Source organism: Cupriavidus sp. GW822-FHT06G04, assembly GCF_058799075.1.
In genome coordinates, this window is the sequence record NZ_JBXALD010000001.1 from 15,036 (window position 1) to 39,194 (window position 24,159).

Sequence of the window (24,159 nt, forward strand, 5' to 3'; positions counted from 1 at the left end):
ATTCAGGCTTGATGGCGCGCCTCAGGCGGCGCCAAATAACTCGGGATAAGTGACAACGGCGGTACCCAGCTTGCCGACGACGATGGCGCCGGCGCGGTTGGCGTGCTGCACCGCTTCCTTGAGCGGCACGCCTGCGCCAAGCATGGTGGCCAGCGTGGCGATCACGGTGTCGCCGGCCCCCGATACATCATAGACTTCGCGGGCCTGGGCCGAGACATGCAGCACTTCGGCTTCGGTATAGAGCGTCATGCCCTCTTCCGAACGCGTCAGCAACAGCGCCTCGAGCTGCAACGCGCGCCGCAGGTTCTGCGCGCGAATGGTCAGATCAGCCTCGGTCTTCCAGGCACCGACCACGGCACGCATCTCTGCGCGGTTTGGCGTGATCACCGTGGCGCCGCGATAGCGCGAATAATCGTCGCCCTTCGGATCGATCAGGACGGTGCGGCCCGCCGCGCGGCCGGCCTCCACCATGCGCCCGACGTGGGTCAGGCCGCCCTTGCCGTAATCGGACAGCACCAGGACCTGATAGTCGTGCACCAGCTTATTGAATCGATCCTGTACGGACGACAGCACCTCGCTGGCCGGCGCGTTTTCGAAATCCACGCGCAGCAACTGCTGCTGATGCGCCATGACGCGCAGCTTGATCGTGGTATTCAGGCTGGCATCGCGGTGCAGGTAGGGCTGCACGTGGCTGGCGTTCAGCAATGTTTCGAGCGTACGGCCCGGTTCATCGTCGCCGACCACGCCAAGCATGCCGACCGTTGCACCCAGCGCCGCGGCATTGCGCGCCACGTTGGCGGCGCCGCCCAGGCGCTCGTCGCTGCGCTTGATCTGCACCACGGGCACCGGCGCCTCGGGCGAAATGCGTTCGACATCGCCGAACCAGTAACGGTCCAGCATCATGTCCCCTACCACCAACACTTGCGATTGTCGGATCTGATCCTGCGAAATGGTGTTCTTGCTCATGAACTTCCCTTTGCGGACGTGCGCCGGTCAGGCGTCACGGGCCGGTCTGGATACGCGGATTGGAAAGAATCAGTGCTTCGCGGTGGAGCGCCCGATCGCGTGATATTCGATGCCGGCCGCTGCCATGGCATCGGGTTCATAGAGGTTACGGCCATCGATGATGACTGGCGTCTTGAGCAACGCGCGGATCTGCGAGAAATCGGGGCTGCGGAAGACCTTCCACTCGGTCACGATCACCAGTGCATCGGCGTCCTTGAGCACGTCCATCTGCGCTTCGCAAAACTGTACGCGCGCGAGGCCACCCGGAATATCGGCCAGGTCGATCTCGAGCACGCGTCGCGCCTCTTCCATCGCGACCGGGTCATGCACGCGCAACGACGCGCCGCGCGACACCAGCTCTCGCGCCAGCACACGCGACGGCGCTTCGCGCATGTCGTCGGTGTTGGGCTTGAACGCAAGGCCCCAGATGCCGAAGGTCTTGCCGCTCAGGTCTTCGCCGAATCGCTTGATGACCTTGCGCCCAAGCACCTGCTTCTGCGCATCGTTGACCGATTCCACGGCTTCCAGCACACGCATCGGCTTGCCGTAGGCGCTGGCCGTGCGCATCAGCGCCTGCACGTCCTTCGGGAAACACGATCCGCCGTAACCCGCGCCGGCGTACAGGAAACTGTAGCCGATGCGCGGATCGGAGCCGATGCCCATGCGCACCAGCTCGATGTCGGCGCCCACTTCGTCGGCCAGATTCGCCAGCTCGTTCATGAACGAAATGCGCGTCGCGAGCATCGAGTTGGCCGCGTACTTCGTGAACTCGGCCGAGCGGACATCCATGTAGAACGTGCGCTCGTGGTTGCGGTTGAACGGCGAATACAGCTGGCGCATGATCGCCTGCGCGTGGCGGCCGGCGACATCTGGCGCGCAGCCCAGCACGATGCGGTCGGGGCGCATGAAATCCTCGACGGCCGCGCCCTCCTTGAGAAACTCGGGATTGGACACCACCGAGAACTGCAGGTCCTCCAGGCCGCGCGCCGCGAGTTCTTCGCGGATCACGGCGCTGACGCGGTCGCCCGTGCCGACCGGCACCGTCGACTTGTCCACCACCACCTTGAATCCGGTCATGTGACGGCCGATGTTGCGCGCCGCGGCCAGCACGTACTGCAGGTCGGCCGAACCGTCTTCGTCGGGCGGCGTGCCGACGGCGATGAACTGCACGTCCGCATGCTCGACACTGGCCGCGACATCGGTGGAAAACGTCAGGCGACCGGCCGCGCGATTGCGGTCGATCAGTTCCTTGAGACCTGGCTCATAGATCGGCACGCCGCCCGCGTTGAGCAGCGCGATCTTCTTTTCATCGACATCTAGGCAGAACACGGAATTGCCGAGTTCGGCGAGGCAGGCACCGGTCACGAGACCAACATAACCGCTGCCAATAATGGTGACTTTCATTGCGGAAGCTCCAGAATGATGTGGGCCGCTTGATATGACTTAGCCAAGCGCTTCGGAGCGGCGCGGCGCATACGTTTCCCAGCGATTACAGCCGGGGCATTGCCAATAGAACAAGCGGGCGCGAAAGCCGCATTCGCGGCAGGTATAGCGCGCCAGATTTCGGGTACGCAGTTGCAGCAGGTCGCGAATGGCGGCGGTTTCGCTGGCGCCTTCGTCCGCCACGGCATCACTGGCAGACGCTGCGGCTTCGGCCTGCGCGGCCTGCGCCTCGAAATAGCGCGTGAGCGCCAGCAGCGACGGTTGGCGGCGCAACTGGTCGCGCATCAGGGCCGTGGCCGCCTCCGGACCGTTGACTTCGAGTTCGGTGCGATAGGCGGTGTCCAGCAGTTCGGGTGCGAGATTGCCTTTCAGCAGGCCGCGCAGCCATTCGACAGCCTTGCCTTGCTCGCCCAACGTGGCATATGCCTTGACCACGCGGTCCGCCACCAGCGGCACGTAGGCCGCGTCCTGCGTTTCGATGCCGAGCCAGTGGTTCAGCGCGCCGGGCATGTCGCCGGCTGCGGCAGCAACGTCGCCCAGCAGGATCGGCGCGCGCACGTTGGCCGGGTTCTCGGCTTTCGCACGGTCCAGCCATGCGATGGCGTCCTCGGGCTTTTTCTTTTGCAGCGCGTCCTGGGCGAGTTCGCAGCAGAACTGGGCAATCTGCATGCGATAGTCCTTCTGGTCCAGCGTTTGCAACTCGCGCGCGGCGTCGATCGCCTTCGACCATTCCTTCTCGACTTCGTACAGTTCCAGCAGCACGCGCTTTGCCGACGCGGCATAGGGCCCGGACATCAGGCGACGCAGCGATTCTTCGGCGCGATCCAGCAGCCCCGCGCGCAGGAAATCTTGCCCCAGCTCATACAGCGCGTGCTCGCGCTCCGGCTCCGGCAGATCGGGCCGTGTCGCCAGGTTCTGGTGCACGCGGATCGCGCGCTCGGTTTCGCCCCGGCGGCGGAAAAGCGCGCCCAGCGCGAAATGCAGCTCGGTGGTTTCGGGGTCGAGGCGCGCCACTTCGACAAACGCGTCGATCGCCTGATCCGGCTGCTCGTTAAGCAGGAAATTCAGGCCCTTGAAGTACGAACGCGGCAACGCTCCCTGTTCGCTCATCAACTGGCGCAGGTCGAAGCGGGCGGCCATCCAGCCAAGGCCAAAGACAAGTGGCAGCGCGAGCAACCACCAGGTTTCAAACATCATGGATCAGACTTTCGGGCCGACTACGTTATAGGAGACGCCTGGCTTTGCCTCGGGCGGCACAACATCGACCGGCGACGCCCTGCGCGCTTCACCCAGCGCACGGCGCAAGCGCGCGGCCTCCATGCGCTGGCGCATCAGGCCGGGCGCAACCGCTGCCAGGGCCGCCAGGATCCCCAGGCCAAACGCCGCCAGCAGAATCAGAATCAGCGGGGCATGCCACACAGCGCCGAAAAAAAGTTGCAAGTCAGCATCGCCCGTGTTGCGCAGGGCCAGCACGAACAACAGGACGAACAGGACAATACGAAAGATCCAGGCGACGAGTTTCATGCGGTGTGAGACAACGTAACGGGGTTGGGCATCCGGCCAAGTAACTCGCGGCCAGGCGCGCGGGCGACGGATTCCCGGCATTGTAACGGAATCACTTATCGCAAACGGTAACGAATGGTGGCGTCACGGGGCGCCGGCGCGGCCCGGGCCGGAAACCGTTCGACCCAACAAAAAGCGCTCCCGAGGGAGCGCTTTCCGAAAGACTTGCCAGTATGGCGAGCGAGCATCAGGAACGGACCAGATTGAGCTGGGCGTCCTCGCGCAATCCGCCTTGGGCCGACTGCGTCGTGGACAGGCCCTGTCCGGCACCGTGCCCCGACTGGCCGTTGGCGGCGATAACACCGCCCTGCGGCGACGCGGGACGATCCACACGCTCGCGCAATTCCTTGCCCGCCTTGAAATGTGGCACCCGTTTTTCGGGCACCAGCACTCGTTCACCGGACTTGGGATTGCGCCCCACGCGCGGCGGCCGCCGATTCAGACCGAAGCTGCCGAAGCCGCGGATCTCGATGCGATGGCCATCGGCCAGGGCTTCGGACATCGCGTCGAGAATCGTTTTCACCGAGATGTCCGCATCCCGCAGCAGCAACTGCGGGAAACGGGCAGCCAGTTTTTCGACGAGCTCGGACTTGGTCATGGGCGGTTTCGCTTGCGCGCAGCGCTCTCGCGTGAAATTACTGGTTGTCCTGGCCCAGCTTGGCCTTCAGCAGTGCGCCGAGGTTGGTCGTGCCAGCCGCGCCGGTGTCAGCCTGGAACTTCTGCATCGCTTCCTGCTGCTCTGCGCTGTCCTTGGCCTTGATCGACAGGTTGATGTTGCGCGACTTGCGGTCGACGTTCACCACCAGGGCGGTGATCTGTTCGCCTTCCTTCAGCACGTTGCGGGCGTCTTCCACGCGGTCGGCGGAGATTTCCGAAGCGCGCAGGTAGCCTTCCACGTCGTCGGCCAGTTGCACCACGGCGCCCTTGGCATCAACAGCCTTGATCGTGCCGTTGACGAGCGAACCCTTGTCGTTGGCCGAGATGAAGTTGTTGAACGGATCGCCCGACAGCTGCTTGATGCCCAGCGAGATGCGTTCCTTGTCGACGTCGATGCCCAGGACGACAGCTTCCACTTCGTCGCCCTTCTTGTACTTGCGCACGGCTTCTTCGCCCGTCTCTTGCCACGACAGGTCCGACAGGTGCACCAGGCCGTCGATGCCGCCAGGCAGACCGATGAACACGCCGAAGTCGGTGATCGACTTGATCTGGCCGGTCAGCTTGTCGCCCTTCTTGTGGTTGCGGCTGAAATCGTCCCACGGATTGGCCTTGCACTGCTTCATGCCCAGGCTGATACGACGCTTGTCTTCGTCGATATCCAGAACCATGACTTCGACTTCGTCGCCCAGCTGGACAACCTTCGACGGGGCCACGTTCTTGTTGGTCCAGTCCATTTCCGACACGTGGACCAGGCCTTCGATACCGGCTTCGATTTCCACGAATGCGCCGTAGTCGGTCAGGTTCGTGACCTTGCCGAACAGACGCGTGCCTTGCGGGTAACGACGCGAGATGCCCACCCACGGATCTTCGCCCAGTTGCTTCACGCCCAGCGAGACGCGGTTCTTTTCCTGGTCGAACTTGAGGATCTTGGCGGTGATTTCCTGGCCAACCGACAGCACTTCGCTCGGGTGACGCACACGACGCCATGCCAGGTCGGTGATGTGCAGCAGGCCGTCGATGCCACCGAGGTCCACGAACGCGCCGTAGTCGGTGATGTTCTTGACGATACCGTTGACGATCGCGCCTTCCTTCAGCGTTTCCATCAGCTTCTGACGCTCTTCGCCCAGCGTGGCTTCCACCACGGCGCGACGCGACAGCACGACGTTGTTGCGCTTGCGATCGAGCTTGATCACCTTGAATTCAAGGGTCTTGCCTTCGTACGGCGTGGTGTCCTTGATGGGACGCACGTCGACCAGCGAACCCGGCAGGAATGCGCGGATGCCGTTGACCATCACCGTCAGGCCGCCCTTGACCTTGCCGGTCACGGTACCCGAGATGATTTCGCCGTCTTCCAGCGCCTTCTCGAGGTTCAGCCACGATGCCAGGCGCTTGGCCTTGTCGCGGGACAGAATGGTGTCGCCATAGCCGTTCTCGAGCGCGTCGATGGCCACGGAGACGTAGTCGCCGGCCTGCACTTCGAGTTCGCCCTGGTCGTTCAGGAACTCCTCCACCGGCACAAATGCTTCGGACTTGAGGCCGGCGTTGACGACCACGAAATTGTGGTCGATGCGCACGACTTCAGCGGAAATCACTTCGCCAGCCTTCATATTGGAGCGGGCGATCGATTCCTCGAACAGTGCGGCAAAGGATTCGTTAGTTTGCAGGTCGGACATAAACGTAAGTTAGCAATCCGCAGTACGCTGGCCGGCGCGCCTATCGCGCTCAGTCTGCCATCGCAGCGGGGTTGGGTTGAGAACGTCTGGCGGCGGCAAAGCCCGCACCAGACTCCTGTTGCACCGGGGCGGCGACGCCCACCGTTATCGCACGGCGGCGAACCACTCCAGCACCTGCGTCACCGCCTCGTCGACCGTCATTTCGGACGTATCGAGGCGCTGCGCGTCTTCAGCGGGACGCAGCGGGGCGGCAGCACGGGAGCGATCCCGCGCGTCGCGCGCCTCGAGGTCACGCAAAAGGTCTTCGATATTAGCAGAAATTCCCTTATCAATCAATTGTTTATAGCGCCTGCGGGCGCGCGCCTCGACACTTGCGGTCAAGAACACCTTGAGCCGGGCCTCGGGAAAGATCACCGTGCCCATGTCGCGGCCGTCCGCCACCAGCCCGGGAAGTTTGCGAAACCCGCGTTGCAGCGCCGTCAACGCGTCGCGCACCGGCTGATGCACGGCCAGCGCGGAGGCCCGGTTGCCGATCGCCTCGTGGCGGATCAGCTGACTGACCTCCTCGCCCGCCAGCCATACCCGGTCCGGTCCGAATTTCACATCCAGGTGCAAGGCGATCCTCGCCAGCGCGTCGACGTCCTGGACGTCCACATCGGCCCGATCGCTGGCCAGCGCGACAAGCCGATAGAGCGCGCCGCTGTCCAGCAGATGGAAGCCAAGGGCATCTGCCACCTTGTGGGCCACGGTCCCCTTTCCGGACGCGGTGGGCCCATCTATGGTGATGACGTCGATAATAGTCATTATCAATTGATTGGTTTGAAACTATTGATTTTCGATCTCAATTGAGAATCGTTATCATGAAATCCATGGTTGCGTGGCAGCAGCGCCACGGTTCCTCACAAAAGTGCTGCGCAACCATCCTGAATTCATTCGCGAGGCAGCCACCATGGCCAAAACACTTTCCTTCGGCATCATGCACCTGGGCATCGCTTTCAGCGTGACCTACGCGTTGACTGGCAATCTGGCCGTCAGCGGCGCCGTGACCTTCGTCGAACCAGCGGTGAACATGGTGGCGCACTACTTCTTCGACAAGTATTGGGACCGCCGCGAGCGCCGAGCCGCCGCAGACGCCCGCACCGGGAACACGGCGTCGGCCACCGCTGTGCCACGCCGGCTCGCCATGACGTGATCGCCACCAAGGCGGCACCGCGTGAAGTGACCGCTTACCGCGCTATCTTGCCGAACACCTCGAAATACTCGGGAAAAGTCTTGGCCACGCATCCCGGATCGTTGATCCGTACCGGCAAAGGACCAAATGCGGCCAGCGAGAAACACATCGCCATCCGATGGTCATCATAGGTGCCAATGCCATCGGACGGGGTGCGCCATAGCTCATCCGATGCTGGTGGCGTCACTTTCAGGTAGTCGGCACCCTCTTCCACCTGTGCGCCGAGCTTGCGTAGCTCGGTGGCCATGGCGGCAATCCGGTCGGTTTCCTTGACGCGCCAGCTGGCAATGTTTGTCAGCGTGGTCGTGCCTTCTGCAAACAATGCCGCGACAGCCAGCGTCATGGCCGCATCGGGAATATGGTTGCAATCGAGTTCGATGCCATTGAGCCGGCCGTCGTCGCGCTCCGTGCCACGCACCTCGATCCAGTTATCCCCGGCCATCACGTTGGCGCCCATGCGGTTCAGCGCATCGGCAAACCGTACGTCGCCCTGGATGCTCGACAATCCGACGCCTTCCACGCGCACCGGCCCGCCGCCGATCGCCCCGGCCGCCAGAAAGTACGACGCCGTGGAAGCATCGCCCTCGACGTAGATCTCGCCAGGCGATGTGTACGCGGCGTTGGCGGGCAGCACAAAGCGCTCCCAGCCGTGGCGCTCGACCGCGATGCCGAAGCGCGCCAGCAGGTTCAGCGTGATTTCGATGTATGGCTTCGAGATCAGTTCGCCGACCACCTCGATTTCAATGCGGCCGCTTGGCGCCGACGCCATCGGCAGCGTCATCAGCAGCGCCGTCAGAAACTGGCTCGATACGTCGCCGCGCACGCGAATCGGCGCATCGATGCGGATCTGTGCCGGACCGATCTGCAAGGGGGGATAGCCGGGCGTTCCCAGATAGTCGATCGACGCGCCAACCTGCAGCAGGCCGTCGACCAGATCGCCGATGGGACGCTCGTGCATGCGCGCCACGCCGCTCACCTTGTAGGTGCCGCCCTGCAAGGCGAGCGCCGCGGTCAGCGGACGAATCGCGGTGCCGGCGTTCCCCATGAACAGGTCCGCGGACTTGTTCGGAAATTTCCCGCCTACACCGGTCACGATGCAGTCGCCGCCGTCGCGGCGCCACGCCACGCCGAGCACCTTGAGCGCCTCCAGCATGACGCGCGTATCGTCGGAGTCGAGCAGGTCGCGCACGCGCGTCTCGCCGGTGGCGAGCGCCGCCAGCAGCAGCACGCGGTTGGAGATGCTTTTGGAGCCGGGCAGGCGAACCGTGCCCGAAGCACGGGTCAGAGGGCCGAGGGTCAGATGTTCCATGGTCTTTGCAGCCAGGCCGCCGCGCATCAGGCGCGTGGCGGCCTCAGGGTTCTACGTTATGGGCGGCCGCGCGTGCGGCGCCCCATTTCAGGCGCGTGTCGCTGGCGCGCGCAAACACGCGCTCGAGCGCCGCGCCGTCGCCCGCCTTGATCTGCGCCTTGAGGTGGCCGAGCACCGCCTCATACGTATCGATCTCGCGCAGCAGCGCCTCCTTGTTGGCGATACAGATGTCGCGCCACATCTCCGGCGAAGACGCGGCAATGCGCGTGAAGTCGCGGAAACCGCCGCCGGCAAAATCGAGCTTCAGCGCGGCGTCCTCGGCGTTGCCGATCTGCGCGACGAGCGCATACGACAACAGATGCGGCAGATGGCTGACCGCGGCGAAGACGGCGTCATGCTGCACGGCCGACATCACATGGCAATCGGCGCCCGCCGCTTCCCACATCGCGCGCACCGCCGCCACGTCGGCACGGCTGTTTTCCTGCAGCGGACACAGTACGACCTTCTTGCCACGATACAGATCGTTCAGCGCCGCCTCGACACCGTTCAGCTCGCGCCCGGCAATCGGATGCGCGGGTACGAACTGCGCAACCTTGTCGCCAAGGGCGGTCTTGGCCGCCATGATCACATCGGATTTGGTGCTCCCCGCATCGGTGACAATCGTGCCGGGCTGCAGATGCGGCTCCAGCGCGTGCAACAGCGCGAAGTTCTGCGCGACCGGCGCGCACAGTACGATCAGGCTTGCGCCGCGCGCGGCATCGGCGAGCGATTCGGCGATCTCGTCGATCACGCCGAGCGCCTTGGCCTTTTCGAGCGATGCCGCCGAACGCCCCACCCCGATCACCGTGTCAACCACACCGGCACGTTTCAGCGATAACGCCAGCGATCCGCCGATCAGGCCGACCCCAACAATCACGACACGGGAAAAATGCAACGCTCGCACGGATTCAATCTCAGTGGAATTCATTTCAGCGCCTGCTCCAGCGCTGTGATCAACGTGGCATTCTCTTCGGGTAGGCCGATCGTGATGCGCAACCATTGCGGCAAGCCATAGTTGGCCACCGGTCGCACGATCACGCCTTGCTTGAGCAGCGCCAGATTGACGCGCGCGCCGGCGCCGTCATCGCTGCCGACGCGGACCATGACGAAATTGCCCGACGAATTCACGTATTCCAGGCCCATCCGCTCGAATGCGGCGACCAACTGCGCCTTGCCAGCACGATTGAGCTCGGCGCTGCGATGGAGAAAATCCGTATCGCCCAGCGCCGCCACAGCCGCGGCCTGCGCCAGGCTGTTGACGTTGAACGGCTGGCGCACACGATTGAGCAGATCGGTCAGCGGAGGTTGCGCCACGCCATAGCCGACGCGCAGCCCGGCCAGGCCATACGCCTTCGAGAAGGTGCGCGACACCATCAGGTTCGGATACTTGCGCACCCAGGCGACGGACTCGTACTGCTGCGCGGGATCGAGATATTCGTTGTACGCCTCGTCCAGCACCACCACGACATGCTGCGGCACCTTGGCCAGGAACGCCTCGATCTCGGCAGCGGCCACAAACGTGCCGGTCGGATTGTTCGGATTGGCGATGAAGACGAGCTTGGTGTCCGGCGCAATGGCCGCGGCCATCGCATCGAGATCATGCCCATAGTCGCGCGCCTTCACCTCGATGGCGCGGGCGCCCACTTCCTGAGTGGCCAGCGCATAGACGGCAAACGAATACTCGGCGTAGACGATCGACTCGCCCGGACGCACGAGCGCATGCGCGGCAAGTTCGAGGATGTCGTTGCTGCCGTTGCCGAGCGTGAGCCATTCGGCCGGCACGTCGAACTTCGCAGCAAGCTTCGCTTTCAGCTCGAAGCCGTTGCTGTCCGGATAGCGCCCGAGTTCGCCCATCGCCGCGGCGATGGCGTGCTTGGCCGACTCTGGCATGCCCAGCGGATTCTCGTTCGAAGCGAGCTTGACGATGCGCGCCTCGTCGAGGCCGAACTCGCGCGCCACTTCGGAAATCGGCTTGCCGGCGATGTAGGGCGAGATCTTTCGCACGTACGACGGGCCGAAGTAGTCGGCTGCGTTGCCCTGTTCTGACATGGTGTTACCTCGCTGTTATCGGCTCGACGGATAGGAACCGAGCACCTTCAGATACGCGGCGTTGGCGCGCAGCATCTCGATCGCACGCGCCACGGCGGGGTCGTGCTGGTGCCCTTCCACATCGACGTAGAAGTAGTATTCCCACGCGCCGCTGCGCGCGGGACGCGATTCGAAGCGGCACATCGACACGCCGTTTTCCGCCAGCGGCGCCAGCAGCTGGTACACGGCGCCGGCCTTGTTCGGCACGGACAGGATCATCGACGTCTGGTCGCTGCCCGACGGTTCGGTTTCGTATCGGCCGATCACCGCAAAGCGCGTGCGATTGTGCGGATCGTCCTGGATGTGCGACCGGACGATATGCAGGTGATAGCGGTTGGCGGCCGACTCGCCGGCAATCGCCGCCACGGTTGGATCTTCGCTGGCCATGCGCGCCGCCTCCGCGTTGCTCGACACCGCCTGGCGCTCGAGGTTCGGATAGTTGGCGGTCAGCCAGTGCTGGCATTGCGCCAGGGCCTGCGCGTGCGCGCGCACGACCTTGACGCCCTGCATGTCCGGCGTCGACGCCATGAGGTTGTGATGCACCTTCAGGGCGATTTCACCGCTGATCTTCAGCGAGGTTTGCAGGAACAGGTCGAGCGTGCGCGATACCGCGCCTTCGGTGGAATTCTCGACCGGCACCACGCCATATTCGACGGTGCCCGCCTCGACTGCCCGAAACACCTCGTCGATACTCGGGCACGGCACGCCGGACACTTCATGACCGAAGTGCGCGTAAAGCGCCTGTTCGGAAAACGTTCCCGCGGGCCCCAGAAAGGCAATTTCCAGCGGCTTTTCCAGTCCGCGGCAGGCCGACATCACCTCGCGCCAGATCGACGCCACGCTTTCGTCGAGCAGGGGCCCGGGATTGGCGCCCTGCACCTTGCGGATGACCTGCAATTCGCGCTCGGGACGAAACACCGGCGCGCCATACTTCTTCTTGACCTCGCCGACATCGAGCGCGAGCTGCGCACGGCGGTTCAGCAACGTCAGCAGTTCGCGGTCGACGGCATCGATCTGGTTGCGCAGCGGCGCCAGGTCCGCGGACAACGCCTGCTCTTGCGGGCTGGGGCCGCCATTGTCATTGCGCGTCGCGTCCGCGCCGGCGCTCGGCTTGTCTTGCTCTGTCATATCAAGGCCTGTGGGCCGCGTGTGGCACGGCCTCTCGAAAAGTCTGGGCAACGCCGCGCCCCCCACCAGGCAGGAAGCGCGGCAGATGCACCGCCGTCAGGCGGCGGTGCGCTCGAATTCGCGCATGAAGTCGATCAGCGCGGTAACACCTTCGAGTGGCATCGCGTTGTAGATGCTTGCGCGCATGCCGCCCACGGACTTGTGGCCCTTGAGCTGTACCAGGCCATTCGCGCGCGCCTGGGTCAGGAACGCTTCGTTGCGCGATTCATCGCGCAGGAAGAACGGTACGTTCATGCGCGAGCGGCAGCTGGGGTCGATTTCGTTACGGTAGTAGTCGCTCTGGTCCAGGAAGTCGTACAGCGCGGTCGCCTTGGCGATGTTGCGCTGCTCGATCGCGGCAACGCCGCCCTGCGCCTTGAGCCATTGGAACACCAGCCCGGCGATATAGATCGCATAGGTCGGCGGGGTGTTGTACATCGAATCGTGTTCGGCCACGATGCGCCAGTTGAACGCCGAAGGGCACAGCGGATGCGCGAATCCGACCAGGTCTTCGCGCACGATGACGATCGTCACGCCAGCCGGGCCGATGTTCTTCTGCGCGCCGCCGTAGACCACCTGCACGCGCGACCAGTCGATCGGACGCGACAGGATATGGCTCGACGCATCAGCAACGACGATGCGTCCCTTGTCATGCGTGCCGGTCTGACCGATATCGGGAATTTCCTGGAATTCGACGCCGACAATGGTTTCGTTGGTGCACAGGTGCACGTACGCGGCATCGTCCGACAGCTTCCACTCGGCGGCATCGGGAATCTTGTGCCACTTCTGGTCCTTGCTGGACGCGGCGATGTTGACTTCGCTGTAGCGTCGCGCTTCCTGCTCGGTCTTGACCGACCACGTGCCGGTCACCACGAAATCGGTCTTCGGCTTTGCGGCGCTGACGCGATTGGCCAGGTTCAACGGCACGATGCCGTTTTCGCCGATCGCGCCGCCTTGCAGAAACAGGATCTTGAAGTTCGGGGGAATATGCAGCAGATCGCGCAGGTCGGCGAGCGCCTGTTGATGGATGCTCTCGAATTCCTTGCTGCGATGGCTCATCTCCATCACCGACACCCCAGTGCCGCGCCACGACAGCATTTCCTCGGCCGCCTGTTGCAGGACTTCGGCCGGCAACGCAGCCGGACCCGGCGAGAAATTGAAGACGCGCTCGGCCAGGGAACGTTGCAGGCCGTGGAGGGCGGGATTCTGGGGATCGTTCATGGAGGGAAAAAGAAAAATGGCTGCCGGATTGAACCAGGCAGCCATTATCCCTCAAACCCGCGACGCTGGGACACCGGTGTATCCGCGTGCGTCTGAAGCCGTTGGCCCCGGCCGGCCGCGAAGCCATGCCGAGGCCAGCCGTCGATCACTTCGAAGCGGCGGTAATTTCCTTTTCGGCGGCGTCGCGCATCGACTTGCCAACCTGCGGGCCGTACTTCTGCATCATCGAACCCCAGATTTCCTGCGTGGCCTTGCCCTGGTTCTGCATGAACTTCTGGCCGGTCGGCGACTTCAGGAACGTGGTCAGGTCCTTGATTTCCTGCGTCGAGTAGTACTTGCCGAAGGCGTCGTAGTGAGCCTTGATCGCATCCTGCTTGAAGCTATCGGTCGTGAACGCCGTGCCCGCGCCATCGACCATGCGTTGCACCGCGCCGTTCTTCTTCAGCTTCTCGACCGCAGCCTGCTTTTGCTTGTCGTTCAGCGTCTTGTTTTCGACCAGAACCTGCTCCAGCACCAGCGGCGCTTCCTGCTTGGCGCCTTGCTGCCAGTTATCGGCCTGGCCCTTGACGGCCTGATCAGCCTGCATGACGGTCAGCAGTTCCTTGATGGCGGCAGTCTTGTCCTTGTCTTCCTGAGCGTGCGCGGCTTGCGCGAGCATCATCATCGGGGCGAAAGCAGCCAGAACAGCGATACGTCGATAGGTTTTGAGCATTATGACTCCCTGTAAATACGTCCGGTTTAGTCCGGTCGGCCTTCTGGCGAGTTCCGGCCGCCGTCCCATTGTTGCAACAATTTACGAATTCGCGTCCGCGTCGGTGGCACCCGCATCGGTGGCGCCCGAGCTGTCGTCCGCGGCCTCGCCGTCATCAGCGCTGCCGCTGTCGTCATCCGATTCGACGATTCGCTGCAGACCCGACAGTTTCGTGCCCTCGTCGACATTGATCAGCGTGACGCCCTGCGTGGCGCGCCCCATCTCGCGGATTTCAGCCACCCGCGTGCGGATAAGCACGCCGCCGGTCGTGATCAGCATGATTTCGTCTTCCGGCGAAACCAGCGCCGCGGCCACCACGCGGCCATTGCGCTCGCTCGTCTGGATCGCAATCATGCCTTTGGTGCCACGGCCGTGTCGAGTGTATTCGGAGATCGGCGTACGCTTGCCATAGCCGTTCTCCGTGGCGGTCAGCACACTGCCTACCGGCATGGCTTCACCCTCTGCCGGATCGACCTCTGCGCTTTCAGCCGGCGCAACCAGCATGGCGATCACGGCCTGGCCCTCGTCCAGGTTCATGCCGCGCACGCCGCGCGCCTGGCGACCCATCGGCCGCACGTCGTTTTCGTCGAAACGCACGGCCTTGCCGGCGTCCGAGAACAGCATCACGTCGTGTTGACCGTCGGTCACGGCAGCGCCGATGAGGAAGTCGCCTTCGTCGAGGTCCACTGCAATGATGCCGGCCTTGCGCGGATTCGAGAATTCGGTCAGCGCGGTCTTCTTGACTGTGCCGCGCGCCGTGGCCATGAAGATGAAATGCTCGGCATCAAACTGGCGCACCGGCAGGATCACGTTGATCTTCTCGCCGTCGGCCAGCGGGAACATGTTCACGATCGGACGGCCGCGCGAATTGCGCGACCCTTGCGGCACCTCATAGACCTTGAGCCAGTAAAGGCGGCCGCGATTCGAGAAGCACAGGATGTAGTCGTGCGTATTCGCCACGAACAACGTGTCGATCCAGTCGTCTTCCTTCGTCGTGGTCGCCTGCTTGCCGCGACCGCCGCGCTTCTGCGCACGGTATTCGGAAATCGGCTGGCTCTTCATGTAGCCCGAGTGCGACAGCGTGACCACCATGTCTTGCGGCGTGATCAGGTCTTCGGTGTCGAGTTCGGTTGCGTTCAGCTCGATCTGCGAGCGCCGCGCGTCACCGAATTCGGCACGGATCGCCCCCAGTTCTTCCGTGATGATGGTGGTGATGCGCTCGGGGCGCGCCAGGATATCGAGCAGATCGGCGATGATGCCCATCACTTCGCGATATTCCTGGACGATCTTGTCCTGCTCGAGGCCCGTGAGGCGCTGCAGTCGCATCTGCAGGATTTCTTGCGCCTGACCATCGGAAAGGCGGTACAGGCCATCGGGTTGCATGCCGAACACAGCGGGCAGGCCGTCCGGGCGATAGGATTCGCGGCCGCCGGCAGTGTCGCTTTCGGCACGCGCCAGCATCTCCCGGACCAGGCTGGAATCCCATGCGGTGGCCATCAATTCCTGCTTGGCCACAGGCGGCGTGGGCGCGGCCTTGATGATCGCGATGAACTGGTCGATGTTGGCCAGCGCCACCGCCAGGCCTTCCAGCACATGACCGCGTTCGCGCGCCTTGCGCAGTTCGAACACGGTGCGCCGGGTCACCACTTCGCGGCGATGCGACAGAAAGGCGTCCAGCATCTGCTTCAGATTGAGCAGGCGCGGCTGGCCGTCGACGAGCGCGACCATGTTCATGCCGAAGGTGTCCTGCAGCTGGGTGTTCTTATATAGGTTGTTCAGCACAACCTCGGGCACCTCGTTGCGCTTGAGTTCGATCACCACGCGCATGCCTGACTTGTCAGATTCATCGCGGATGTCGGAAATGCCCTCGACCTTTTTCTCGGTGACCAGTTCGGCGATACGCTCGAGCAGCGTCCGCTTGTTCACCTGGTACGGCAGTTCGTCGACGATGATCGCCTGGCGCTGGCCGCGGTCGATATCCTCGAAGTGCGTGCGGGCGCGCATGACCACGCGCCCGCGGCCGGTACGGTAGCCCTCCCGGACGCCCTGAATACCGTAAATAATGCCGGCGGTCGGAAAATCGGGCGCCGGCACAAGTTCAATCAGTTCGTCGATCGTGGCATTCGGATTGCGCAGCAGATGCAGGCAGGCGTCGACAACCTCGTTGAGGTTATGCGGCGGGATATTCGTGGCCATGCCGACCGCGATACCCGACGAACCATTGATAAGCAAATTCGGAATACGCGCCGGCAAAATACCGGGCTCTTTCTCCGAACCGTCATAGTTAGGCTCGAAATCGACAGTTTCCTTGTCGATATCGTGCAGCATTTCATGGGCAATTTTGGCCAGGCGGATTTCGGTATAACGCATCGCCGCGGCGTTATCCCCGTCCACGGAGCCGAAGTTGCCCTGGCCATCGACCAGCATATAGCGCAGGGAAAAATTCTGCGCCATACGGACAATGGTGTCATAAACTGCGGTATCGCCGTGCGGGTGATACTTACCAATCACATCGCCGACGATACGGGCCGATTTCTTGTACGGCCGGTTCCAATCGTTGTTGAGCTCGTGCATCGCATAGAGCACGCGCCGGTGTACCGGTTTCAGGCCGTCCCGTACATCAGGCAGCGCGCGCCCCACGATAACGCTCATCGCGTAATCGAGATACGAGCGGCGCATTTCCTCTTCGAGCGAGACCGGAAGGGTTTCTTTGGCGAATTGATCCATTGCGGCGTGGTTTATGCGGCGGGTTTAAGCGAATGAAGCCTGCGAATCCGGCGGCCAAAAAAGCGCCTGCCGGGTCGAGGCCAACATAGCATTCTATCATGCGCGCAACCCCTGCCCGACCTTGCCGGAACCCCTGCCCAGAACCCCTCCACCACGCCCGACCGGCACCGGGCCGATGCCTCGCAAGCCAGACGGGACAAGGGTTTGCAGGCACCGCAAGATCGATGTTGCACAAACACCACAGGCCCAAAACCACGTGGTTGAATCGAATATATTTACTTCTTAGGAAACGAGCCTTGTGGCACAATTCCCCAGCGAAGAGCCAGACATTGTTCGAAGTGGAGCATCTACCACATCGAGAATGTTATACTCCGAAGAATGTATGACTTGTTTTCGTCCATTTGCTCGCAGTAACCCTGCGGTGATCTCATCCTGAGAGGAGAAATATGAAAAAATTTGCCAAGCTCGCGCTCGTTGCAGCTACCGCAGTAATGGCTGCATCCGCTCAAGCCCAGTCCGTCCCCTACGAAAAGAAGGCAGTGAACGATAACTGGGGCAACGGTACGAGCGAGTACGTGTGGAAGAATGGCACGAACGAGCTCTGCTGGCGCGATAGCTCCTGGACCCCGGCAACCGCCAATGCTCAGTGCGATGGCGCGCTGGCTCCGGCTGCTGCTCCGGCTCCGGCCCCGACCCCGGTGGCTCCGCCGGCTGTGTCGAGCGAAAAGGTCACTTTCGCTGCTGACACCCTGTTCGACTTTGACAAGGCTGTTCTGAAGCCTGAAGGCAAGGCCAAGCTGGACGACCTGGTCTCGAAGCTGCAAGGCATCACGCTGGAAGTCATCATCGCCGTTGGCCACACCGACTCGTTCGGTTCGGACAAGTACAACGATCGCCTGTCGATCCGTCGTGCTGAATCGGTCAAGGCTTACCTGGTAAGCAAGGGCGTTGAAGCCAACCGCGTGTACACCGAAGGCAAGGGCAAGCGTCAGCTGAAGGTTGATCCGAAGTCGTGCAAGGGCAACCGCACCGCTCAGATCGCCTGCCAGCAACCGAACCGTCGCGTGGAAGTCGAAGTGGTGGGCACCCGCAGCGCACGTTAATCGGATCCTCTCCGATGAAGAAAAGCCCAGCGCAAGCTGGGCTTTTTTTTCGCCCCGATTTTGCCGCGGCAAATATGCCATTTCCGAGATTCGGCTCGGCTCCGATTTTTTGGTAAAGTTGGCGCAGCTTTCCCACGAGAATTGCCGCCTCGCGGCACACACGATGTCGCAAACGACTACCCTGAACTCCTCCGCCACTTCCCCCGCCACCAACCGCAATGCCGATCCAAAGGAGATCGACAAGTTCAGCGAGCTGGCGCATCGTTGGTGGGACCCCAACAGCGAATTCAAACCGCTGCACGATCTCAATCCACTTCGCCTGGGGTGGATTGACAGCATCGCGCATCTCGCCGGCAAGCAAGTGATCGATGTCGGCTGCGGCGGCGGCATTCTTTCCGAAAGCATGGCGCGCCTCGGCGCGACGGTGCGCGGCATCGACCTCTCCAGCAAGGCGCTGAAGGTAGCCGATCTGCACAGCCTGGAATCGGGCGTTGCGGTGACTTACGAGGAGATCGCCGTAGAAGAGCTGGCAGCGCGCGCGCCTGCCAGCGTGGATGTCGTCACATGCATGGAAATGCTTGAACATGTGCCGGATCCACAGTCGATCGTCCGCGCATGCACGAAGCTGGTCAAACCCGGCGGCTACGTGTTTTTCTCGACCATCAACCGCAATCTCAAAGCGTATTTATTGGCAATCGTCGGTGCGGAATACGTGCTGAACATGCTGCCGCGCGGTACGCACGATTACGAGAAATTCATTACACCGTCCGAATTGGCGCGATACGCCCGCAATGTCGGTCTTGACATGATCGAAATGCGGGGCATGACCTATAACCCGCTGACACAGATTTACACGCTCGGCCGAGACACCGACGTCAATTACATGGTGGCGTTCCGCAAGGTGGCTCAATAATGGCCGGCGCTTTCGACGCAATCTTTTTTGATCTCGATGGCACGCTGGCAGATACCGCGCCTGACCTGGCCGCCGCGGCCAATCGGCTGGTGGTGGAGCACGGCATGGCGCCAGTACCGTACGAGAAACTCCGGCCGGTGGCGTCGCATGGCGCGCGCGGGCTGATTGGCGCGGCCTTTGGAAAGCGCCCGGAAGACCCCGAATTCCCGGCGCTGCGCGATACGTTCCTCGACTATTACGAAGCTGATATCGCGGTTCATACGCGCCTGTTCGACGGGATGGAGGAGGTGCTGGCCAGGCTGGAAGCAGACGGCATCGTATGGGGCATCGTCACGAACAAGATTGCGCGTTTCACCGTCCCGCTCGTTGCAGCCATCGGGCTGGCGCCACGCGCCGCGGCGGTGGTCAGCGGCGACACGACAGCGCACGCCAAGCCCCACCCTGCCCCGCTGTTGCACGCGGCCGCGGTCAGTGGCGTCGCACCGGAGCGCTGCATGTACGTGGGCGACGACCTGCGCGACATCCAGGCCGGCAAGGCGGCGGGCATGGCGACAGTATCGGCCGCCTACGGATATTGCGGTGACGCCGAGCCTCCGGAATCTTGGGGCGCCGACTTCCTGATCCGTCACCCGTCCGAGCTGCTCAGGCTGCTCGGCTGAACGCCATTACACGCGCACGGAACTGCAACGCACCATTCGCGTCGAAAGCGGGTACAATCCGTTTTCTTTCGCGTTTTACTACGCACATTGGGGCCGACCTGGTTTCGACGTGGGTTGCAAAGCAGTGGAGGGCATACCGAGGACCCGTCACCTCGTTAATCAATGGGAATGCAATAACTGCTAACGACGAACGTTACGCACTGGCAGCCTAAGGGCCGCCGTCCTCGCACTGGCTCGCTGACGGGCTAGGGTTCGCAAGAACCAGCGAGGTCATTTACGTCAGATAAGCTTCGGGAGTGTCACGGGCCCGAGGACGAAAATCTAGTGACTCGCCGTCGTAGAGCGTGTTCGTCCGCGATGCGGCGGTTAAATCAAATGACAGAACTAAGTATGTAGAACTCTCTGTGGAGGGCTTGCGGACGCGGGTTCGATTCCCGCCGGCTCCACCAGTACAAACAGAAAACCCAACCGCCACCGGTTGGGTTTTTTATTTGCGGCGACTGCGCGGCAGTCTCAGTGCATCACGGCGCCGCTCACGGGCAGGCTTTCCAGCCGAGCCATATGGAAACGCTCAAGCGGGAGTGTCACGCCCAGCTGGGCAAACATCTGTCCCGCGTGATCGACCGATTGCAGCATGCCGGGCATCCAGAGCCGCTGCAGCCGCGATAGCGGTTCCCCGGAATGTTCGGCAAACGCGTCGATGCCAAATTCCTGGATGGCCTTGAAGAGGACCAATCCCACCAGATACATATCGCCCGTATCGAGCGCGATTTCCGCCTGGGCGGTCCAGCGCGCTGCACGATCCTTAATTTTTTCCGCTTCGGCAAACCGTTCCGTGATGGTTGGCATGAACGCGTCGCCGGGCGGCAGAAAGGTAAAACTCATCAGACGGCTCCTGTCCCCGTATCCAAACAATGACGGCATTCTTCGCCAGAAACTGTAGTGGTCGAAAGTAGATATGATCGATCTGTGCAATTTCCGGCAAAAATACAACACTTAGCGATTTGCACGCCACAAGCGCTGAAGGCCCGCAGGGACCGATCGTGCACCGCGCCGCCATATTGAGCGTTGTTAGCGCGCAAGGCGCCCGGGCCCGGCGCAGGTTTCAGATCAGATGAATTGCGATCCGATTGATCGCAACATGCAGCGGGAAGTGCAGTTGATGCCGGTATGCCGGCGTGCGGGCGCTACAATAGCCGGTCGCCGCTTCCTGTCCTCCACACATGTCCGACCATCCCCGCTTTACCGTCAACCGATCCATGATCACGCTGCTGCCCGAGCAGCCGTTCCTGGACTGGATTCAGGCCGTCGATCCCGACCCTGTCCCCACGCTGACGCTGGACGACGTGCGCGACGACGCCAGCGTCTTCCTGCTTCCCGGCGAACTTGCCGACACACAGGAAAATGCCTTGCACTGGGTGGAAAAGCGCTGGCGCCACTTTTTCGAATTCATGCTGGGCGAATGGTTCGACGATTCCGTCTGGCCCGAAACCCTATCCCTGGCGATGTTCCGCGAATGGTTCACCATCCGCTTTCACTCGATGGTGTGGGACATGGCGCCCGAGGCACCGATCGAGCACGAGGACTGGGAAGGCGAGGACGACGACGACATGCCAACCATCCTGCACTGACCGGGCGCGATATTCGTCCCCTGGCATTCGAGCACGCCATGCAAGCGCGCTACGGCGCACGATGTCGCGCGCACAAATCGCCACGCAGCGCCCAACAAAAAACGGCACGCCATGGCGTGCCGTTTCGCATCGACGCGCGCGCCTCAGAGAAAGCGGTCAAGGATCTTGCGGCTTGCCTTGTCCAGTGCCGCCTGATCGCGAATCAGATAATGGATGCCATGGCTATCCGAAATCAGCAGCGTGGTGCCGGTCAGCCGCCGGATATCCTCTTCTCCGCGTAGCACCAAGTCGGTCTGACCACGATCGGTCCGGACCGTCCAGACACTCGGCGTGGCGTAGGTCGATACGCTCACGATCGCCTCGATCTCGGGCATGAATTCGCGCCCGGCCAGCTCGGCCTCGATCAGCTCGCGCGTGGCGCCGGGCAATGCGTCGAGACGCGGAATCCACACCAGCTCACGGCCATCGGTGCTCATCATGCCGAGGCCGTCGTCGGCTGCCGAGATCGGAAACGCCCGCACCGGCACCACGCCTTCATGCGCCGTACCATCGGCCGTCGTCAGCACGAGCTTGCCAAAGCTGTTGCGGGTCAAAGTGAAATCTGGCGTTTGCATCGGGGGTTGCTCGAAAGAATGGTCACTGCGCACTGATTGGCTCCACGGCTTCTGCACGCGGCGCGGCGTCGCCGGCCTCTTCACCGGCTTCCGCATCGACATTGCGGGCCTGCGCCTGGTAGAGCTTGTAGTAAGCCCCTTCGCGCGCCAGCAGTTCGTCGTGACTGCCCACTTCCACTATCTGGCCGCGATCCATCACCACCAGCCGATCCGCCTTGCGTAGCGTCGACAGGCGGTGCGCGATCGCGATCGTGGTGCGTCCTTGCACGAGATTGTCGAGCGCCTTCTGGATTTCCTTCTCAGTGGTCGTGTCCACCGACGACGTAGCCTCGTCCATGATCAGGATGCGTGGATCGATCAGCAGCGCGCGCGCAATGGAAATGCGTTGGCGTTCGCCGCCGGACAGCGCCTGGCCGCGTTCGCCCACCAGCGAATCGTAGCCATGCGGCAGGCGCAGGATGAATTCGTGCGCATGCGCGGCGCGCGCCGCGGCGATGATTTCCTCGCGCGTGGCATCGGGCTTGCCGTAAGCAATATTGTCGGCAATCGTGCCGAAGAAAAGGAACGGCTCCTGCAGCACCAACCCGATATTGCGGCGGAATTCCGATACCGGCAGCGAGCGGATGTCGACGCCGTCGACGCGGATCGCGCCTTCGGAAACATCGTAGAAACGGCAAATCAGGTTCACCAGCGTGCTCTTGCCCGATCCGCTATGCCCGACCAGGCCGATCATCTCGCCGGGTCGGATGGTCAGGTTCAGGCCACGGATCACGGCGCGATTGCCGTAGCGGAAGCCCAGGTCGCGCAGTTCGATCGCGCCCTGCACATTGGCAAGATGCACGGGCTTCTGCGGCTCGGGCACGCTGGACACGTGGTCGAGAATATCGAAGATCCGCTTGGCGCCCGCCGCGGCCTTCTGCGTCACCGATACGATGCGGCTCATCGAATCGAGCCGGGTATAGAACCGGCTGATATACGTGAGGAAGGCGACCAGCACGCCCACGGTGATTGCGTCGTGGCTGACCTGCCAAATGCCGAAGATCCACACCACCAGCAGGCCCACTTCGGTCAGCAGCGTCACGGTCGGCGTGAACAGCGACCACACGGCGTTCACGCGATCGTTGATCGCCAGATTGTGCTTGTTGGCTTCACGAAAACGCGACACCTCCCGCTTTTCCTGCGCGAATGCCTTAACCACGCGGATGCCCGGAATCGTATCGGCCAGCACATTGGTGATTTCGGACCAGATCCGGTCGATCTTCTCGAAACCGTGACGCAGGCGATCGCGCACCAGATGAATCATCCACGCGATGAACGGCAGCGGCACCAGTGTGACCAGCGCCAGCCACGGGTTGATCGACACCAGGATCACCGCGGTCATCGCGATCATCAGCACGTCGGTGGCAAAGTCGAGCAAATGCAACGACAGGAACACGCTAATGCGATCGCTTTCCGATCCGATACGCGCCATCAGGTCGCCGGTACGCTTGCCGCCGAAGTATTCGAGCGAAAGCTTGAGCAGGTGTTCGTAAGTTGTTGTGCGCAGATCCGCGCTGATGCGCTCCGACACGCGCGCCAGCAGATAGGTGCGCGCCCAGCCCAGGCTCCACGCCACCAGCGCCGCGCCGAGCAGCCCCGCCAGGTAGAGCTTGACCAGGTCGCGGTCGATCGGCACGCCGTTCTGGTACGGAATCAGCACCTTGTCCATCAGCGGCATGGTCAGGTACGGCGGCACCAGCGTGGCGGCAGTCCCGAGCAGCAGCAGCACAAAACCGCCCAGCAGTTCCCAGCGATAGGGTCGCGCAAAGCGCCACAGGCGCAACAGCGCCCAGGTGGAAGGCGGCGTTTCCAGCTCGCGGCTGCATTGCGGGCATTGCTCTTCGCCGGGCGGAATCGGCGCTTTGCAGGTCGGGCAGACGTCGGCCTCGACGCTGGCGGCGCGGCCGGTGGCCAGCGTGTCGCGACGAGCGTCGAACTGGTCGGCCAGGCGCAATGCGTCGGGATTGTAACCAAGCGTGTAGCGCCAGGTGGCCAGACGGACCTGTCCGTCGGCAAGTTCCAGCGTGCCGACGCCTGCGTGGTCGCCATGCGACAGGCTGAGGCCGGCGGCGATGTCCCAGCTGCGGAGGTCTTTTTCACCCGGGGCGCGCGAGATCAGACGACGATCCGTCACAACCAGCCACCCTTGGGTAAAATGCAGTCTCGAGTCCAGGTCCAGCGTCAGCCCGGCCAGGACGGATTCCCCGGGCAACAGGGTCGTGCCGAGTTCGGCTGCCCAGGGACCTTGCGGGCCGGGGTGGGTGGAAGCAGACGGGGAGGACTGGGTCATTGTTGGCGCAAGAAGCATTAAAAGCGCGTCCGCAGG

The 24,159-nt window shown here is 62.7% G+C and carries 22 protein-coding genes and 1 other RNA gene; 6 read left to right on the top strand and 17 right to left on the bottom strand.

The window, feature by feature from the left end:
• Nucleotides 1-21: 21 nt before the first annotated feature.
• From rfaE1 to cmk, 7 genes are all read right to left on the bottom strand, one after another.
• A complete protein-coding gene (gene rfaE1, locus AC1RKI_RS00075; protein WP_061957587.1) occupies nucleotides 22-966 on the bottom strand; it encodes a D-glycero-beta-D-manno-heptose-7-phosphate kinase in 945 nt (314 codons plus the stop codon).
• A 69-nt stretch (nucleotides 967-1,035) separates the two neighbouring features.
• On the bottom strand, nucleotides 1,036-2,409 hold the full coding sequence (locus AC1RKI_RS00080) for a UDP-glucose dehydrogenase family protein (RefSeq protein ID WP_061957586.1): 1,374 nt from the start codon (nucleotides 2,407-2,409) through the stop codon (nucleotides 1,036-1,038).
• Between the two features lie 39 nt (nucleotides 2,410-2,448).
• The gene (gene lapB / locus AC1RKI_RS00085) at nucleotides 2,449-3,645 is read right to left on the bottom strand and encodes a lipopolysaccharide assembly protein LapB (protein WP_061957585.1); all 1,197 of its coding nucleotides are present in this window, start codon (nucleotides 3,643-3,645) and stop codon (nucleotides 2,449-2,451) included.
• Nucleotides 3,646-3,648: 3 nt separating this feature from the next.
• Complete coding sequence (locus AC1RKI_RS00090) at nucleotides 3,649-3,972, bottom strand: LapA family protein (protein WP_061957584.1); 324 nt, start codon at nucleotides 3,970-3,972, stop codon at nucleotides 3,649-3,651.
• A gap of 226 nt (nucleotides 3,973-4,198) precedes the next feature.
• On the bottom strand, nucleotides 4,199-4,609 hold the full coding sequence (locus AC1RKI_RS00095) for an integration host factor subunit beta (RefSeq protein ID WP_061957583.1): 411 nt from the start codon (nucleotides 4,607-4,609) through the stop codon (nucleotides 4,199-4,201).
• A gap of 37 nt (nucleotides 4,610-4,646) precedes the next feature.
• Complete coding sequence (gene rpsA, locus AC1RKI_RS00100; protein ID WP_061957582.1) at nucleotides 4,647-6,341, bottom strand: 30S ribosomal protein S1; 1,695 nt, start codon at nucleotides 6,339-6,341, stop codon at nucleotides 4,647-4,649.
• A 144-nt stretch (nucleotides 6,342-6,485) separates the two neighbouring features.
• Nucleotides 6,486-7,145 (bottom strand): (d)CMP kinase, encoded by a 660-nt coding sequence (gene cmk, locus AC1RKI_RS00105; protein ID WP_061957581.1) that lies wholly within the window; start codon nucleotides 7,143-7,145, stop codon nucleotides 6,486-6,488.
• A gap of 145 nt (nucleotides 7,146-7,290) precedes the next feature.
• On the opposite strand from cmk, the gene AC1RKI_RS00110 reads away from it, so the two are divergent.
• Nucleotides 7,291-7,533 (top strand): DUF2061 domain-containing protein, encoded by a 243-nt coding sequence (locus AC1RKI_RS00110; protein WP_061957604.1) that lies wholly within the window; start codon nucleotides 7,291-7,293, stop codon nucleotides 7,531-7,533.
• Nucleotides 7,534-7,567: 34 nt separating this feature from the next.
• Here AC1RKI_RS00110 and aroA read toward each other — a convergent pair whose 3' ends face one another.
• The 7 genes from aroA to gyrA form a co-directional block, all read right to left on the bottom strand.
• Nucleotides 7,568-8,881 (bottom strand): 3-phosphoshikimate 1-carboxyvinyltransferase, encoded by a 1,314-nt coding sequence (gene aroA / locus AC1RKI_RS00115; RefSeq protein WP_150979420.1) that lies wholly within the window; start codon nucleotides 8,879-8,881, stop codon nucleotides 7,568-7,570.
• A gap of 43 nt (nucleotides 8,882-8,924) precedes the next feature.
• A complete protein-coding gene (locus tag AC1RKI_RS00120; protein WP_061957580.1) occupies nucleotides 8,925-9,848 on the bottom strand; it encodes a prephenate dehydrogenase in 924 nt (307 codons plus the stop codon).
• Complete coding sequence (gene hisC / locus AC1RKI_RS00125; protein ID WP_061957579.1) at nucleotides 9,845-10,969, bottom strand: histidinol-phosphate transaminase; 1,125 nt, start codon at nucleotides 10,967-10,969, stop codon at nucleotides 9,845-9,847. The genes AC1RKI_RS00120 and hisC overlap by 4 nt, the downstream gene beginning before the upstream one ends.
• 15 nt (nucleotides 10,970-10,984) lie before the next feature.
• Entirely contained in the window at nucleotides 10,985-12,136 is a 1,152-nt protein-coding gene (gene pheA / locus AC1RKI_RS00130; protein WP_061957578.1) for a prephenate dehydratase, read from the bottom strand.
• Between the two features lie 96 nt (nucleotides 12,137-12,232).
• A complete protein-coding gene (gene serC, locus AC1RKI_RS00135; protein WP_061957577.1) occupies nucleotides 12,233-13,396 on the bottom strand; it encodes a 3-phosphoserine/phosphohydroxythreonine transaminase in 1,164 nt (387 codons plus the stop codon).
• A 145-nt stretch (nucleotides 13,397-13,541) separates the two neighbouring features.
• Nucleotides 13,542-14,108, bottom strand: a complete 567-nt coding sequence (locus AC1RKI_RS00140; protein ID WP_061957576.1) for a DUF2059 domain-containing protein — start codon at nucleotides 14,106-14,108, stop codon at nucleotides 13,542-13,544.
• A gap of 81 nt (nucleotides 14,109-14,189) precedes the next feature.
• Nucleotides 14,190-16,874 (bottom strand): DNA gyrase subunit A, encoded by a 2,685-nt coding sequence (gene gyrA, locus AC1RKI_RS00145; protein ID WP_061957575.1) that lies wholly within the window; start codon nucleotides 16,872-16,874, stop codon nucleotides 14,190-14,192.
• Nucleotides 16,875-17,320: 446 nt separating this feature from the next.
• On the opposite strand from gyrA, the gene ompA reads away from it, so the two are divergent.
• From ompA to ssrA, 4 genes are all read left to right on the top strand, one after another.
• Entirely contained in the window at nucleotides 17,321-17,977 is a 657-nt protein-coding gene (gene ompA / locus AC1RKI_RS00150) for an outer membrane protein OmpA (protein ID WP_061957574.1), read from the top strand.
• A gap of 163 nt (nucleotides 17,978-18,140) precedes the next feature.
• Complete coding sequence (ubiG, locus tag AC1RKI_RS00155; RefSeq protein ID WP_061957573.1) at nucleotides 18,141-18,890, top strand: bifunctional 2-polyprenyl-6-hydroxyphenol methylase/3-demethylubiquinol 3-O-methyltransferase UbiG; 750 nt, start codon at nucleotides 18,141-18,143, stop codon at nucleotides 18,888-18,890.
• Nucleotides 18,890-19,549 carry a phosphoglycolate phosphatase gene (gene gph, locus AC1RKI_RS00160; RefSeq protein WP_061957572.1) on the top strand — a complete coding sequence of 220 codons (660 nt, stop codon included), beginning with the start codon at nucleotides 18,890-18,892 and terminating at the stop codon, nucleotides 19,547-19,549. Before ubiG ends, gph begins: the two co-directional genes overlap by 1 nt.
• A gap of 89 nt (nucleotides 19,550-19,638) precedes the next feature.
• Nucleotides 19,639-19,998: a transfer-messenger RNA gene (gene ssrA / locus AC1RKI_RS00165) on the top strand.
• 64 nt (nucleotides 19,999-20,062) lie between these two features.
• Here ssrA and AC1RKI_RS00170 read toward each other — a convergent pair.
• Entirely contained in the window at nucleotides 20,063-20,434 is a 372-nt protein-coding gene (locus AC1RKI_RS00170; RefSeq protein WP_061957571.1) for a hypothetical protein, read from the bottom strand.
• 338 nt (nucleotides 20,435-20,772) lie between these two features.
• Here AC1RKI_RS00170 and AC1RKI_RS00175 point away from each other — a divergent pair, with 338 nt between their 5' ends.
• Nucleotides 20,773-21,180, top strand: coding sequence for a hypothetical protein (locus tag AC1RKI_RS00175; RefSeq protein WP_061957570.1), 408 nt, complete (start codon nucleotides 20,773-20,775; stop codon nucleotides 21,178-21,180).
• A gap of 143 nt (nucleotides 21,181-21,323) precedes the next feature.
• On the opposite strand, the gene AC1RKI_RS00180 is transcribed toward AC1RKI_RS00175, so the two are convergent.
• Together AC1RKI_RS00180 and AC1RKI_RS00185 are read right to left on the bottom strand one after the other, a co-directional pair.
• On the bottom strand, nucleotides 21,324-21,794 hold the full coding sequence (locus tag AC1RKI_RS00180) for a cyanophycin metabolism-associated DUF1854 family protein (protein ID WP_061957569.1): 471 nt from the start codon (nucleotides 21,792-21,794) through the stop codon (nucleotides 21,324-21,326).
• A gap of 22 nt (nucleotides 21,795-21,816) precedes the next feature.
• Nucleotides 21,817-24,123: a cyanophycin metabolism-associated ABC transporter gene (locus tag AC1RKI_RS00185; RefSeq protein ID WP_492794292.1), complete on the bottom strand. Its 2,307-nt coding sequence runs from the start codon at nucleotides 24,121-24,123 to the stop codon at nucleotides 21,817-21,819.
• Nucleotides 24,124-24,159: the final 36 nt, after the last annotated feature.

What these genes read in the sequence shown, in the direction of transcription:
- rfaE1 (WP_061957587.1), bottom strand. Translation starts at nt 966, where the DNA reads ATGAGCAAGAACACCATTTCGCAGGATCAGATCCGACAATCGCAAGTG.
- AC1RKI_RS00080 (WP_061957586.1), bottom strand. Translation starts at nt 2,409, where the DNA reads ATGAAAGTCACCATTATTGGCAGCGGTTATGTTGGTCTCGTGACCGGT.
- lapB (WP_061957585.1), bottom strand. Translation starts at nt 3,645, where the DNA reads ATGATGTTTGAAACCTGGTGGTTGCTCGCGCTGCCACTTGTCTTTGGC.
- AC1RKI_RS00090 (WP_061957584.1), bottom strand. Translation starts at nt 3,972, where the DNA reads ATGAAACTCGTCGCCTGGATCTTTCGTATTGTCCTGTTCGTCCTGTTG.
- AC1RKI_RS00095 (WP_061957583.1), bottom strand. Translation starts at nt 4,609, where the DNA reads ATGACCAAGTCCGAGCTCGTCGAAAAACTGGCTGCCCGTTTCCCGCAG.
- rpsA (WP_061957582.1), bottom strand. Translation starts at nt 6,341, where the DNA reads ATGTCCGACCTGCAAACTAACGAATCCTTTGCCGCACTGTTCGAGGAA.
- cmk (WP_061957581.1), bottom strand. Translation starts at nt 7,145, where the DNA reads ATGACTATTATCGACGTCATCACCATAGATGGGCCCACCGCGTCCGGA.
- AC1RKI_RS00110 (WP_061957604.1), top strand. Translation starts at nt 7,291, where the DNA reads ATGGCCAAAACACTTTCCTTCGGCATCATGCACCTGGGCATCGCTTTC.
- aroA (WP_150979420.1), bottom strand. Translation starts at nt 8,881, where the DNA reads ATGGAACATCTGACCCTCGGCCCTCTGACCCGTGCTTCGGGCACGGTT.
- AC1RKI_RS00120 (WP_061957580.1), bottom strand. Translation starts at nt 9,848, where the DNA reads ATGAATTCCACTGAGATTGAATCCGTGCGAGCGTTGCATTTTTCCCGT.
- hisC (WP_061957579.1), bottom strand. Translation starts at nt 10,969, where the DNA reads ATGTCAGAACAGGGCAACGCAGCCGACTACTTCGGCCCGTCGTACGTG.
- pheA (WP_061957578.1), bottom strand. Translation starts at nt 12,136, where the DNA reads ATGACAGAGCAAGACAAGCCGAGCGCCGGCGCGGACGCGACGCGCAAT.
- serC (WP_061957577.1), bottom strand. Translation starts at nt 13,396, where the DNA reads ATGAACGATCCCCAGAATCCCGCCCTCCACGGCCTGCAACGTTCCCTG.
- AC1RKI_RS00140 (WP_061957576.1), bottom strand. Translation starts at nt 14,108, where the DNA reads ATGCTCAAAACCTATCGACGTATCGCTGTTCTGGCTGCTTTCGCCCCG.
- gyrA (WP_061957575.1), bottom strand. Translation starts at nt 16,874, where the DNA reads ATGGATCAATTCGCCAAAGAAACCCTTCCGGTCTCGCTCGAAGAGGAA.
- ompA (WP_061957574.1), top strand. Translation starts at nt 17,321, where the DNA reads ATGAAAAAATTTGCCAAGCTCGCGCTCGTTGCAGCTACCGCAGTAATG.
- ubiG (WP_061957573.1), top strand. Translation starts at nt 18,141, where the DNA reads ATGTCGCAAACGACTACCCTGAACTCCTCCGCCACTTCCCCCGCCACC.
- gph (WP_061957572.1), top strand. Translation starts at nt 18,890, where the DNA reads ATGGCCGGCGCTTTCGACGCAATCTTTTTTGATCTCGATGGCACGCTG.
- AC1RKI_RS00170 (WP_061957571.1), bottom strand. Translation starts at nt 20,434, where the DNA reads ATGAGTTTTACCTTTCTGCCGCCCGGCGACGCGTTCATGCCAACCATC.
- AC1RKI_RS00175 (WP_061957570.1), top strand. Translation starts at nt 20,773, where the DNA reads ATGTCCGACCATCCCCGCTTTACCGTCAACCGATCCATGATCACGCTG.
- AC1RKI_RS00180 (WP_061957569.1), bottom strand. Translation starts at nt 21,794, where the DNA reads ATGCAAACGCCAGATTTCACTTTGACCCGCAACAGCTTTGGCAAGCTC.
- AC1RKI_RS00185 (WP_492794292.1), bottom strand. Translation starts at nt 24,123, where the DNA reads ATGACCCAGTCCTCCCCGTCTGCTTCCACCCACCCCGGCCCGCAAGGT.